Raw genomic sequence first — 13,848 nt, forward strand, 5'->3', positions numbered from 1 at the left:
CGTTAAGCTGATGGGGAAAGAACCCATGCGTGCGACGGCGGTTCCTCCGCTCATCCCGGCGAAAGCCGGGACCCAGTTCTGTCCAGCTTGACGGCAGCGTTTCAAGACAGCGAGCCGTGGATGATCCGACCCGCTGCAACACCCAAAGGACTGGGTCCCGGCTTTCGCCGGGATGAGCGGGAATTACAGTTGATCAGGCCCGCTTGAGGGACGCCCTGGCCGCCGTTTCGACCGGCAGGATCTCCACGAACTGCTTGAGCGCGGTGGCCCAGTTCTCCAGCAGGCGGCGCGCCTTGGGCGAGCCTGTCTCGAGCGCATGGCGCTCCACCAGACCTCGCAACGCGTCCGCCGAGGCGCCGACCACGGGCCCGAGCACCACGGACTCCGCGTTGACGTGTGCGGCCAGGTCGCCGTCCTCGTCCAGCACATGGACGCGCCCGCCGGACATGCCGGCGGCGAAGTTCCAGCCGACCTGGCCCAGGATCACCACGGCGCCGCCGGTCATGTATTCGCAGCCGTGGGCGCCGCAGCCCTCGATCACCGCCGTGGCCCCGGAGTTCCGGACAGCAAAGCGCTCGCCCGCCATGCCCGCGGCGTACAGCGCGCCGGAGGTGGCGCCGTACAGGCAGGTGTTGCCGACGATGGCCTGACGCTCCATCCACCGGGTCGGGCGCACCACGATCTCGGCCCCGGACAGGCCCTTGCCCACATAGTCATTGGCCTCGCCGTCCAGCTCGATCTTGAGGCCCTTCATGCCCCAGGCGGCCAGCGACTGACCGGCAGAGCCGCGCAGCTTCAGGGTCAGGTGCCCGTCGGGCAGGTCCGAGCCGTATTTGCGCACGATGTGGCTGGAGGTGCGGGTGCCGATGGCGCGCTGAACGTTGCGGACCGAATAGGTCAGTTGCATCTTCTCGCGCCGCTCCAGGAAGGGGGCAGCGTCGCGCACCACCTGGGCGTCCAGGGTGTCGGGCACGGCGTTGCGTCGGGCCTCGGGCCCGCGCCGCACCTGCAGGCCGCCGTCCACGCGCACCAGCAGGGGGTTGAGGTCCAGGTCATCCAGCTCGGCGCCGCCGCGCGAGACCTGACGCAGAAGGTCGGTGCGGCCCACGGCCTCGTCCAGCGAGCGCAGACCCAGCGACGACAGCACCTCGCGCGTCTCCTCGGCGATGAAGCTGAACAGATTGACCACCTTGTCCGCCGTGCCGGTGAACATGGCGCGCAGGCGCTCGTCCTGAACGCAGACGCCGACGGGGCAGGTATTGGAATGGCACTGGCGCACCATCAGACAGCCCACGGCGATCAAGCTGGCGGTGCCGATGCCGAACTCCTCGGCCCCCAGCAGGGCGGCGATGACCACGTCCCGACCCGTGCGGATGCCGCCGTCGGTGCGCAGGCGCACGTGGTCGCGCAGGCCGTTGAGGCCCAGCACCTGATGGGCCTCGGCCAGACCCATCTCCCACGGCATGCCCGCGTGCTTGATGGAGCCCATGGCCGACGCGCCGGTGCCGCCATTGTGGCCCGAGATCAGGATGATGTCGGCCTTCGCCTTGGCCACGCCCGCCGCCACCGCGCCGATGCCGGCGGAGGAGACCAGCTTCACCGTCACCCGGGCGTCCGGGTTGATCTGCTTCAGGTCGTAGATGAGTTGGGCCAGATCCTCGATGGAATAGATGTCGTGGTGCGGCGGCGGGCTGATCAGGCCCACGCCCGGCGTCGAATGGCGCATGCGGGCGATGAACTCGGTGACCTTGAAGCCGGGCAACTGGCCGCCCTCGCCGGGCTTGGCGCCCTGGGCCACCTTGATCTCGATCTCGCGGCACTGGTTGAGATATTCGGCGGTGACGCCGAAACGGCCCGAGGCCACCTGCTTGATAGCCGAGTTCGGATTGTCGCCGTTGTTGCGCGGCTGATAGCGCTCCGGATCCTCGCCGCCCTCGCCCGAGACCGAGCGCGAGCCGATGCGGTTCATGGCGATGTTGAGGGTCTCGTGGGCCTCGGGCGACAGGGCGCCCAGGCTCATGCCGGGGGTGACGAAGCGCTTGCGGATTTCGTTGACGCTCTCGACCTCGTCCAGCGGCGCGGGCCGGGCCGCCTCGCGGAAGTCCAGCAGATCCCTGAGCGCGATGGAGGGCAGTTCACGGGCGCGCCGGGAGTAGGCCTTGAACCGCTTGTAGTCGCCGCGCGTGGTGGCGTCCTGCAGGCGGTGGATCATCTCGGCGTCCCAGCCGTGGGTCTCCTCGCCCGCGCGGATGCGGTGCGATCCGCCGATGCGGCGGGCCGGGCGGGCAGCCTCGAAGCCGCGCTTCGCCTTGCGCACCATCTGCGCCTCGATGCCCGCCAGGCCGACGCCGGAGATGCGCGAGACCATGCCGGGGAAGAACTCGTTGACCAGCGCCCGCGACAGGCCCAGCGCCTCGAACTCATAGCCGCCGCGATAGGCGGAGATGACCGAGATGCCCTTCTTGGCCAGGATCTTCATCAGACCCGCCTCGACCGCCTTCTTGTAGTTCAGGCACGCGTCGCGCAGCGTCAGGCCGGGATAGCGGCCCGCGTCCATGCGGTCCTGGAAGGTCTCCTGCGCCAGCCAGGCGTTGACCGCCGTGGCCCCGACCCCGACCAGCACGGCGAAGGCGTGGGCGTCGATGGCCTCGGACGTGCGCACCACAATGGAGACGAACGAGCGCAGGCCTTCGTCCACCAGCCGGGCGTGCACCGCCGCGGCCGCGAGGATCATGGGCGCCAGCGGGCGACCGGGACCCATGTGCTCGTCGGTCAGCACGATCAGCGCCGCCCCTTCGGCGGCCGCCTGGACCGCCTCGTCGCGAATGCGGTCCAGCGCCTGACGCAGGGCCTCGCCCGGCTTTGCGCCGTCGGCCGGCGCCGGGAAGGTGCAGTCGATGTGGCTGGTGGCGCCCGCGCCCACGGCCAGCAGCATACGCTCATACATGCCGGTGGTCAGGACCGGGGACTCCAGCACGAACACCCGCGTCTGGGTCTCGTCCTGGGCCAGGATGTTGCCGAGGTTCTTGAACCGGGTCTTCAGGCTCATGGCCCCCGCCTCGCGCAGGGAGTCGATGGGCGGGTTGGTGACCTGGGCGAACTGCTGGCGGAAATAGTGGCTGAAGGGCCGGTCCTGATGGGACAGCACCGCGGGCGGGGTGTCGTCGCCCATGGAGCCCACCGCTTCCTTGCCGTCGGCGGCCATGGGGTCGAGCAGGCTCTCGATGTCCTCGTCGGTCCAGCCGACAGCGGCCTGGGCGCGGACCAGGGCCTCGCCGTCCAGACGGCGCGGCTCGTCGCCGGGGCCGATCATGGGCTCCAGCTCGACCATGTTGTCGAGCCACTCGGCGTAGGGGTGATCCTCGGCCAGTCGGTCGATGGTCTCGGCCTCGTCATAGAAGCGGCCCGCCTCCAGATCGACGCAGATCATGCGGCCGGGGCCGATGTGGCGGCGCTCCGCGATGCGCTCCTCGGCCACGCCGGTCATGCCCGCCTCGGAGCCGCAGATCAGCAGGCCGTCGGTGGTGATGGCGGCGCGCAGGGGGCGCAGGCCGTTGCGGTCCTTGCCCGCCACGACCCAGCGGCCGTCGGTGGCGCAGATGGCGGCGGGGCCGTCCCACGGCTCCATCACCGCGTTGCAGTAGGCGTAGAGCGCCTCGTGCTCGGGCTTCATCAGGCCGGGCAGGCGCGCCTCGGGGATCAGCAGGGCCTTGACCATGGGCGCGGGGCGCCCGGCATGGACCAGCACCTCGAACACATTGTCCAGGGCGGCGGAGTCCGACCCCGAGGGCTGGATCACCGGCTTGACCGTGGCGTCGTCGGCGCCGAAGGCGTCGGCGGTCATGCGGATCTCGTGGCTGCGCATCCAGTTGGCGTTGCCGCGCAGGGTGTTGATCTCGCCGTTGTGGGCCAGCATGCGGAACGGCTGGGCCAGCCGCCATTCCGGGAAGGTGTTGGTGGAGTAGCGCTGGTGGAACAGGGCCACCGGCGCTTCCATGCGCGCATCGGTCAGGTCCGGATAGAACTCGTCCAGCGCCTCGGCCAGCATCATGCCCTTGTAGATCACCGAGCGGGCCGACAGGGAGCAGACATAGAACTCGGCCAGCCCCTTGGCCTGGGCCCGCTTCTCGATGCGGCGGCGCAGCAGGAACAGGGCCCGCTCCAGCGCCTCGCCCTCCAGCCCCTCGGGCGGGGCCAGCATGATCTGTTCGATCTCGGGGCGGGTGGCGGCGGCGCGCTCGCCAAGCACCTCGATGCGGTGGGGCACCTGCCGCCAGCCGTACAGATAGAACCCGGCCTTCAGCACCTCGCTCTCCACCAGGGTGCGGGCGCGCTCCTGGGCCCCCAGATCGGTGCGCGGCAAGAACACCTGGCCCACGGCGATGGGGCCAGGGCGGGGGGTGTGGCCGGTGTCGCGCACCTGGGCCTCGAAGAAGGCGCGCGGCATGCCGATCAGGATGCCGGCGCCGTCGCCAGACTTGCCGTCGGCGTCCACGGCGCCCCGGTGGAAGATGGCCTTCAGGGCCTTGAGCGCCAGTTCCACCACCTCACGGCGCGGCTGGCCATCGAGGGCGGCGACGAGGCCGACGCCGCAGGCGTCACGCTCGGACGTGGGCTCATAGGCGTGGGCCGCCGCCAGGGCGTCGCGTTGGGCCATGTAGTGCTTTGGGTCGAACGTCATGCCGCAACGGAGTCCTGATTACGCAACCACTGGTCGATCTCGGCGGCGGCGTCCTGTCCCTGACGCACGGCCCAGACCACGAGAGAGGCGCCGCGCACGATGTCGCCCGCCGCGAACACGCCGGGCAGGCTGGTGGCGAAGCCATGGGCGGCGACGCGCAGGGTCTTCCAGTCGCTCACCGCCAGATCGTCGGCGTCGAAGATGACAGGAAGGTTCTCGGGTTCAAAGCCCAGGGCCTCGATGATCAGGTCGGCGGGCAGGTCGAACTCGCCGCCGGGCACTTCCTCGACCGTCCAGCGCCCGTCCAGCGTCGGCGCCGACAGGGCCATGCGCGCCGCGCGCAGGCCGGTCACGCCGTCGGAGCCGCCCAGCACCGCCTTGGGCGCCGCCAGCCATTCGAAGCGCACGCCTTCCTCCTCGGCGTTGGTGGTCTCGCGGGCGCTGCCGGGCATGTTGTCCCGGTCGCGGCGATAGATGCAGGTGACCGAAGTGGCGCTCTGGCGCACGGCGGTGCGCACGCAGTCCATGGCGGTGTCGCCGCCGCCGATGACCACCACCCGCTTGCCCTCGGCATTCAGGGGGCCGTCGTCGTAGGCGGCCACGGCGTCGCCGAAGCCCTTGCGGTTGGACGCGATCAGATAGTCCAGCGCGGCGACCACGCCATTGGAGCCGCAGCCGGGCGCCGACAGCCGCCGGGCCTGATAGACGCCTGTGGCCACCAGCACCGCGTCGTGGGCGCTGCGCAGGTCGTCGAAGGAGATGTCCTTGCCGATGTCGGTGTTCAGGCGGAATTCCACCCCGCCCTCGATCAGGCGGTCCACGCGGCGGGCGACCACGGACTTCTCCAGCTTGAAGCCGGGGATGCCATAGGTCAGCAGGCCGCCCGCGCGGTCATGGCGGTCATAGATGGTGACGGCGTAGCCCGCCCCGCGCAGCCGGTCGGCGGCGGCGAGACCGGCCGGCCCGGCGCCGATGATCCCGATAGAGCGGCCCCGCTCCGTCAGGGGGCGCAGGGGCGAGACCCAGCCGTTGTCGAAGGCCTGGTCGCCCAGCCACTTCTCGACCGAGCCGATGGTGACTGTTTCCCAGCCGGACTGCTCCAGGGTGCAGGCCCCTTCGCACAGGCGGTCCTGCGGACAGATGCGCCCGCAGATTTCGGGCATGGCGCTGGTGGCCTCGGACAGCCGCCAGGCTTCCTCGACGCGTCCCTCGGAGGCCAGCCGCAGCCAGTCAGGGATGTTGTTCTGGAGCGGGCAACCGGACTGGCAGAAGGGCACGCCGCACTGGGCGCAGCGGCTGGACTGGCTCGTGCCTTCAGCGACCCGGAACGAGGCGTAGATCTCGTCGAAATCGCGCACGCGTTCAGACGCCGCGGTCTTCGCAGGACCCGCGTGCGGAACGGTCACGAACTTCTGGTTCGCGTCAGCCAAATCTAATCCCTCTCGCAAGTGCGGGCGAAAACTCTATGAGCAGGTGGTCTTTGGCGCAATAAATTAGTCGCGCGCAAGGCCCGGCCGTGTGAATCCGGCAACAATTGTGCTCCGACCACGGCAAAGCCTCTTGCGCATTTCGCAAATGCGTTAAACAGTTCGCACCTGCGGGATAACCAACCAGGGGGAATACCAGTGACCAAGATCTGGAACCGACTGCCCGGCTTTGTCGGGCTATGCATCCTAACCATGGCATTGTTCTACGCAGGGGGCGCATTCGCCACCCCTGCGACGGCTGATCCGGCGACGCTGGCAGCGCCTGCGGCCGAGGCCGCGCCTGAGGGGCTTCAGGCCGCTGCGGACAGCGGGGCGGGGGCCGCCAGCACCGTGACCACGGAAGAAGCCGCAGCCGCCGAGGAGGCCGCGCCGGCGCCTGCACTGCTCGATCACCAGGCGGTTGCCGAGATCGACGGTTCGGCCACCAGCTGGATCCTGACCTCGACGGCCCTGGTGCTACTGATGACCCTGCCCGGTCTGGCGCTGTTCTACGGCGGCATGGTGCGGCGCAAGAACGTGATCGCCACCATCACCCAGTCCGTGGGCGTGGCGGCCGTCGTCACCCTGTGCTGGTTCGTCGCAGGTTACAGCCTGGCCTTCGGCGTGGGTCAGCCCATCGCCGGCTTCAGCGGCGAACAGGTTAACGCCGTAGTCGGGGGCTTGCAGGCCATGTTCCTGAACGGCGTCGGCATGGAGACGGCCTACGCCGCAGCGCCGGGCCTTCCAGAGTATCTCTGGATCGCTTTCCAGCTGACCTTCGCCATCATCACGCCGGCCCTGGTCACCGGCGCCTTCGCCGAGCGCATGAAGTACTCGGCCCTGCTGCTGTTCACGGCCCTGTGGACCCTCTTCGTCTATTCGCCCATCTGTCACTGGGTGTGGGGCGGCGGCTTCCTGGGCGGCATGGGCGTGCTCGACTTCGCGGGCGGCGCCGTGGTTCACGTGAACTCCGGCGTGGCGGGTCTTGTCTGCGCCATCTTCCTTGGCCCGAGGAAGGGCTACGGCACGGGTCCGATTGTGGCTCACAACCCCGTCCTGACCCTGATCGGCGCCAGCCTGCTGCTGGTGGGCTGGTTCGGCTTCAACGCCGGCTCGGCCTGGGCCGCAGACGCCATCGCCGGCGTCGCGCTGCTGAACACCTTGCTGGCCGCCATGGCCGCATCCCTGAGCTGGAAGCTGATCGAGGTCATCGAGAAGCGCAAACCCTCGCTGATCGGCGTGCTGTCGGGTCTGGTGGCCGGTCTGGTCGCCATCACTCCGGCGGCGGGCTTCGTCGATCCCAAGGGCGCGGTCATCATCGGCCTGATCGCCGGTCCGGTCTGCTACGCGGCCTCGGTCTGGATCAAGAAGCTGCTGCGCTACGACGACAGCCTCGACGTGTTCGGCATCCACGGCGCGGGCGGTCTGCTCGGTGCGCTTCTGACCGGCGTGTTCGCCACGACCGCCATCAACAGCGTGTCGGAAGGGGCCAATGTCCCGACCCAGGCTCTGGGGCTGGCCTGGACCATCGCGTGGAGCGCGGTGGGCACCTTCCTCATCCTGCTGATCTGCAAGTTCACCACGGGTTTGCGTGTGCGGCCCGAGGAGGAGGAGACCGGTCTGGACACCGTGATCCACGGCGAGGCGCTGGAGCACTAGCTTCATCGTCTCCACCCGCGGGGCGGAGGGGGACGGGAGAGCGGGATCGAGGGGGTCCCGCTCTCCCACCGCCCCGGGGGTGATCCGAAGGCTCAGTGCTTTCAACCAAAGAACTCAAGAGGGGATAACCGATGAAAACAGTGATCGCATCTGTCTGCTCCGCCGCTGTGCTGGCCCTGGCCGGTGCAGCCTCGGCCCAGGAATTCAGCTTCAACGTCACCGCCACCTCGGACTATGTCTGGCGCGGCGTGAGCCAGTCGGATGAAGAACCCGCCATCCAGGGCGGCGTGGATTTCGAATCCGGCATCTTTTACGCGGGCACGTGGGCCTCGACGGTTGATTTCGGCGACGACACCGACGCCGAGTGGGACTTCTATCTGGGTGTCGCACCTTCGGCTGGCGGATTTGACTGGGACTTCGGGATCACTCACTACATGTATGTGGGCGATCCGGACGGCTCGGACTACGACTTCACCGAAGCGTCTGCAGCGGTGTCACGCGCCATCGGCCCGGCGACCTACGGTCTGAAGCTGGCCTATTCGCCCGACTTCTTCGGCGCCGAGGACGACGCCACCTATCTGGAGGCCAACTTCGCCTTCGAGCCCGCCCCGCAGTGGAGCGTATCGGGCGCGGTGGGGCAGCAGTGGGTCGACTCCGGCGCCGACTATCTGGGCTGGAATCTGGGCGTGGGTTACGCCTTCAACGACGTGTTCGGCCTGGACCTGCGCTACCACGACACCAACGAGCATGACTGGGGCGACATCTTCGACAGCCGCGTGGTGGTCAGCCTGACCGCCGGCTTCTGACGCGACAGAGGTTCGTCACGATCAAAGCGCCGCCTGGTTCGCCGGGCGGCGCTTTTTCATGCCGGCATCTTGCGTGAATGTTATAGAATAACATATGAGCGGGGTCATTGAAGGGTCCCGCATGAACATCACCGCCGTCGCACCTCGCGCCGTCGCCCGATCCTGGGGCGATGTTGCCGCCATCGGTCTGTCGATCGCCTGCCTGGCGCATTGCCTCGCCCTGCCGCTGGCGGCGGCGTTCCTGCCGATGCTGGGTCTGGCCTCGGAAGCGGCCTGGGTTCACTGGCTCTTTGTGGCGGTGGCTGCGCCGCTTTCGATCTGGACCCTGGCATGGCCGCCGCGGGGAGCCTTGCGGGTCTTGCCCCTGTCGCTAGCCGGGCTGGGGTTGACGGCGCTGGTGCTGGGCGCGGCCGAGTGGCCGAACCATGCGATGGAGACGCCGATCACCGTGGCCGGCGCCCTTCTGCTGAGCGCCGCCCACGGGATCAATCTGCGGCGACGCCGTCACCGCTGCTGAGCATTACCCAGCGACAGCCCATCCGCCGGCCAGCGCCTTGAACAGGGCGATCTGGTTGGTGCTAACCTGCGCATCAGACGCGGCCAGCGCGGCGTCGGCCTGGGCGAGGGTGCGCTGGGCGTCCAGAAGGGTCAGGAAGCTGTCGGCGCCCGCGTCGAAGCGCAAACGCGACAGCCGCTCGGCGTCCGCTGCCCGATCCCGCGCCGTTGTCAGGGCCGCCCGGCGGTCCAGTTCATTGGCGTAGGCCGACAGGGCCGTCTCCGTCTCCTGCAGCGCCACCAGCACCGTCTGGTCGAAATTGGCCAGGGCGATGTCCGTCCCGGCCTCGGCCTGGGTGATGCGCGCCCGGGTGGCGGCGATGTTGGGGAAGGACCAGCTGATCAACGGGCCCACATTGAACCGGAACGCCGTGTCGTCGCCCAGATCCGCGGCGTCCAGCGCCGTGGCGCCGAGGGAGCCGCCCAGCTGGATGGTGGGATAGAGCGAGGCCACGGCCACGTTCACCCGAGCAGCGGCGCTGGCCAGCTCGCGTTCCGCCCGGCGCACGTCGGGACGCCGCGCCAGCAGGGCCGCGCCGTCGCCGATGGGGATCGGCTGGGTCAGCTGGGGCGGCCGGACGCAGTCGCGCGCAGCTTGGCTGGCTTCGGCCGGCGTGACGCCGGTCAGGGTCGACAGGCGGAACAGCGCGGCGTCGCGCTGGGCCCGCAGGGGCGGCAGGGTGGCGCGCGTGGACTGCAGGGCGGAATCCGCCCGGGCGGTGTCCAGACCAGTGCCCCGGCCCAGATCCAGCAGGCGCCGGGTCAGGTCAGCGGTTTCCTGCTGCAGACCAATGGTCCGTTCGGCCACCGCGATCTGGGCGTTGGCGGAACAGGAGTCAGCATAGGCGCGCGCCGTTTCGGCGGCCACGGTGACCTGCACCACCTCCAGCGCGGCCTGGGCCGCGTCGGCGTCGGCGCGGGCGGCCCGGATGGTCGATGACACTCGACCGAACAGGTCGATCTCATAGGCGACGTCCAGACCCACGTCATAGGTCTCGCCCTCGTCCAGGGGCTCGGTCGCCCCGGGATTGACGGCGTAGGCGGACTGGCGGCCGTACTGGCCCGACGCACCCACGGTGGTGGACGGCAGACGGGCGGACCGGGCCTCGCTCAGCGATGCGCGCACCAGACGCAGGTTGGCGAGGGCCACCTCGAGTTCGTTGTTCTCGGCCAGGGCCTGGGCGACCAGACTGTCCAGCGCGGGATCATTGTACAGACGCCACCAGTCGCTGCGGGCCTCGGCGGGGCTGACCTGCGCGGTCAGCCCCTGGCCGATGAAGGCGCCCGAGGCCGGGGGGGGGAGGGTAGCCTCGGGCGCCCTCGGCCCCACCGCGCACGCCGACAGGAGAGCCATTGCGCAGGCGGCGGAGAGGAAACGGGCGGAAGTGGACAGGCGAGGGGTCATCAATGGTCTCCGGTCCGGCCGGCGGCGGGCGCCGGCGCGTCAGGATCATAGGGGTCGTGGGGCGGCGCGCCGTAGGTGGTGGGCAGGTCGCGCTCCTTCTCGGGGGCGCGGGGCAGCTTGCCCGAGACCCAGCGGGAGATGACGTAGAACACAGGCGTGAAGATCAGGCCGAACAGGGTCACCCCGATCATGCCGAACACCACCGCCACGCCCAGGGCCTGACGCATCTCCGCGCCGGGTCCGGTGGCGATGGCCAGGGGCAGCACGCCGAAGATGAAGGCGAAGGACGTCATCAGGATCGGCCGCAGGCGGATGCGCGCGGCGCGAACCGCGGCGTCCCAGCGGTTGAGCCCGTCGTCCTCCTCGGCCTGTTTGGCGAACTCCACGATCAGGATGGCGTTCTTGGCCGCGAGCGCGATCAGCACCACCAGACCCACCTGGGTCAGGATGTTGTTGTCCATGCCGTTCAGATTGACCCCGATCAGGGCCGCCAGAATGCACATGGGCACGATCAAAATGACCGCCAGCGGCAGGGTGAAGGCCTCGTACTGGGCGGCCAGCACCAGGAACACAAACACCACCGCCATCATGAAGATCATGGTCGAGGACGAGCCCGACTGCTGCTCCTGATAGGCAAGGCCGGTCCATTCATAGCTGAACCCTGCCGGCAAGGCCTGGGCGGCCATGGCCTCCATCGTGGCCAGCGCCTGTCCGGACGACACCCCCGGGGCGGCCTGGCCCTGAAGCTCGGAGGCCGGGAACATGTTGTAGCGGACCACCCGGGCCGGGCCGGAGTCGTCTCTCAGGGTCGCCACCGAACCGATCGGAACCATGGCGCCGGAGGAGGAGCGCGTCTGCAGGTTGGCGATGTCCGAAATGTCGTCGCGATAGGCGGGCTCGGCCTGCGCGGTGACCCGGAACGTGCGGCCGAGATAGTTGAAGTCGTTGATGTAGGACGAGCCCAGATAGATGCCGAGGGTGTCGTACACATCGGCGGGCTGGACGCCCATCATCAACGCCCGGTCGCGGTCGACGTCGGCCTGAATGCGCGGAGTGCCGGTGTTGTACAGGCTGAAGACCTGCTGCACCTCGTCCGGAACCTGGGCGGCGGCGCCCATCATGGCGTAGGTGGCGCCTTGCAGCGCCTCATAGCCGGCGCCGGATCGGTCCTGGACCATCATGACGAAGCCGTTGCCGTTGCCCAGACCCTGCACCGCAGGGGGGGCGATCATGAAGATCTGCGCTTCCTCGATGGCGCCGGCGGCCATGGAAAGCTGTCCCGCCAGGGCCGAGGCCGTCAGTTCGGGCGCCGAACGCTCGCCGTGATCAGCCAGACGGATGAACATGGTCGCGGAGTTCGAACCCGCCGAGAAGCTGGTGCCGTCCAGACCGGCGAAGGCGGCCACATCGACGACGCCCTCGGTCGCGCGGACGATCTCCACGGCGCGGGTCATGGCGGCTTCGGTGCGGTCCAGAGAGGCGCCGGGCGGCAGCTGCACCACGCCGATCAGGAAGCCCTGATCCTGCTCGGGGATGAAGCCGGTGGGCGTGTCCATCAGACGCCATCCGGTCAGGGCCAGGAGCCCCACATAGATGATCAGGACGATGGAGACGGTGCGAACCAGCCGGGCGGTCAGGCGGCCGTAGCGGTCTGCCAGCCAGTCGAAGCCCTGATTGAATTTGGCCCCCGCCATGCCGAGGTAGTGGAAGCCGGTCCCGATGGGGCCGCGCTTGCGGGCGTCGGCGTCGTGCGGCTTGTGCGGTTTCAGCAGCAGGGCGGCCAGGGCCGGGGACAGGGTCAGCGACACCAGCAGTGAGATCATGGTGGCGCCGGCGATGGTGACGGCGAACTGGCGATAGAAGATGCCCGGAATGCCCGACACGAAAGCCGTCGGCACGAACACCGCGACCAGCACCAGGCTGATGGCGATCAGGGCGCCCGAGACCTCACGCATGGATTTGTAGGCGGCTTCACGGGGGGTCAGGCCCTCGCGGATGTAGCGCTCCACGTTCTCGACCACGATGATGGCGTCATCCACCACGATGCCCACCGCCAGCACCAGGGCGAACAGGGACAGGGAGTTGATCGAGAAGCCCAGCGCCAACTGGATGGCGAAGGTGCCGACCAGGGCCACGGGGATGGCGAGAATTGGGATGATCGCCGCGCGCCAGGTCTGCAGGAACACCAGCACCACGATCATGACCAGGAAGATGGCCTCGATCAGGGTGTGCTGAACCGCCTCCACCGAATACTCGACGTATTCGGTCGGGTTGTAGGGGATGGAATAGGTCATGCCGGGCGGGAAGTCGCCGGACAGGGCGTCGATCTCGGTCAGCACCGCGTGGGCGGTGTTCAGGGCGTTGGCGCCGGGCTGCTGGATGATGGCCATGGCCACGCCGCGTTCGCCCGAGAAATAACCGCGGATGCCGTAGTCCTGCGACCCCAGCTCGACCCGCGCCACATCGCTCACGCGGGTGACGCGGCCCTCGGCGTCGGTCTTGATGACCACATTGGCGAACTGCGCGGGATCCGACAGCCGGCTTTCCACCTGCACAGGCAGCTGGAAGGCCGAAGCGTTGTCCGTATAGGGCGGCTGGCCGATGGCGCCGGCGGCGGCCTGGGTGTTCTGGCCGCGCAGGGCGTTGATGATCTCCGGCGCCGTCAGATTGCGCGCGGCCGCCTTGGCGGGATCGATCCAGATCCGCATGGAATAGTTGCCGCCGCCGAAGATCTGGACCTGGCCTACCCCCTCGATGCGCAGAATGCGGTCACGCAGCGTCGAGTTGGCGTAGTTGCCCATGTAGTCGACGTCGAGACTCTCGTCCGGCGAGGTCAGGGCAACCAGCATCAGGAAGTCGGTGGCCTGCTTGTTCACCGTGACGCCAACCTGGCGCACCTGTTCGGGCAGGCGCGGCTCGGCCAGGGCGACCCGGTTCTGGACCAGCACCTGGGCCGCATCCAGATCGGTGCCCGGCTGGAAGGTGACGGTCACCGCCACCACCCCGTCGGAGGTGGAAGAGGAGGACATGTAGAGCATGTTCTCGACGCCGTTCACCTCCTGCTCGATCGGCGCGGCGACGGTTTCGGCCAGGGTCTCGGCCGAGGCGCCGGGATAGGCTGCCTGGATCGAGATGGTGGGCGGCGCGATCTCCGGATACTGCGACAGGGGCAGCAGCGGATAGGCGAAGGCGCCGATCAGGGTGATGACGACCGAGATCACGATCGCGAAGATCGGTCGGTCGATGAAGAAGCGTGAGAAATTCATGGCGTGGAGC

At 68.9% G+C, this 13,848-nt stretch carries 7 protein-coding genes; 3 read left to right on the plus strand and 4 right to left on the minus strand.

Going from position 1 to position 13,848, the window contains the following annotated elements; translation table 11 throughout:
- Positions 1-193: 193 nt before the first annotated feature.
- Positions 194-4,681 (minus strand): glutamate synthase large subunit, encoded by a 4,488-nt coding sequence (gltB, locus tag ACK4SE_RS00775; RefSeq protein ID WP_409687313.1) that lies wholly within the window; start codon positions 4,679-4,681, stop codon positions 194-196.
- Complete coding sequence (locus tag ACK4SE_RS00780; RefSeq protein ID WP_409687316.1) at positions 4,678-6,111, minus strand: NAD(P)-dependent oxidoreductase; 1,434 nt, start codon at positions 6,109-6,111, stop codon at positions 4,678-4,680. The genes gltB and ACK4SE_RS00780 overlap by 4 nt, the downstream gene beginning before the upstream one ends.
- A 249-nt stretch (positions 6,112-6,360) precedes the next feature.
- Here ACK4SE_RS00780 and ACK4SE_RS00785 point away from each other — a divergent pair, with 249 nt between their 5' ends.
- From ACK4SE_RS00785 to ACK4SE_RS00795, 3 genes are all read left to right on the plus strand, one after another.
- A complete protein-coding gene (locus tag ACK4SE_RS00785) occupies positions 6,361-7,806 on the plus strand; it encodes an ammonium transporter (RefSeq protein ID WP_409687318.1) in 1,446 nt (481 codons plus the stop codon).
- A gap of 131 nt (positions 7,807-7,937) precedes the next feature.
- Positions 7,938-8,612 (plus strand): TorF family putative porin, encoded by a 675-nt coding sequence (locus ACK4SE_RS00790; protein ID WP_409687320.1) that lies wholly within the window; start codon positions 7,938-7,940, stop codon positions 8,610-8,612.
- Positions 8,613-8,733: 121 nt separating this feature from the next.
- Complete coding sequence (locus tag ACK4SE_RS00795; protein ID WP_409687323.1) at positions 8,734-9,129, plus strand: MerC domain-containing protein; 396 nt, start codon at positions 8,734-8,736, stop codon at positions 9,127-9,129.
- Between the two features lie 3 nt (positions 9,130-9,132).
- Here the strand turns inward: ACK4SE_RS00795 and ACK4SE_RS00800 are convergent, their stop codons facing one another.
- Together ACK4SE_RS00800 and ACK4SE_RS00805 are read right to left on the minus strand one after the other, a co-directional pair.
- Positions 9,133-10,572: an efflux transporter outer membrane subunit gene (locus tag ACK4SE_RS00800; protein WP_409687326.1), complete on the minus strand. Its 1,440-nt coding sequence runs from the start codon at positions 10,570-10,572 to the stop codon at positions 9,133-9,135.
- Positions 10,572-13,838 carry an efflux RND transporter permease subunit gene (locus ACK4SE_RS00805; RefSeq protein WP_409687329.1) on the minus strand — a complete coding sequence of 1,089 codons (3,267 nt, stop codon included), beginning with the start codon at positions 13,836-13,838 and terminating at the stop codon, positions 10,572-10,574. The genes ACK4SE_RS00800 and ACK4SE_RS00805 overlap by 1 nt, the downstream gene beginning before the upstream one ends.
- Positions 13,839-13,848 lie beyond the last annotated feature (10 nt).

Origin of the sequence: Brevundimonas sp. (assembly GCF_046293315.1) — a bacterium.
Lineage (GTDB): Bacteria > Pseudomonadota > Alphaproteobacteria > Caulobacterales > Caulobacteraceae > Brevundimonas.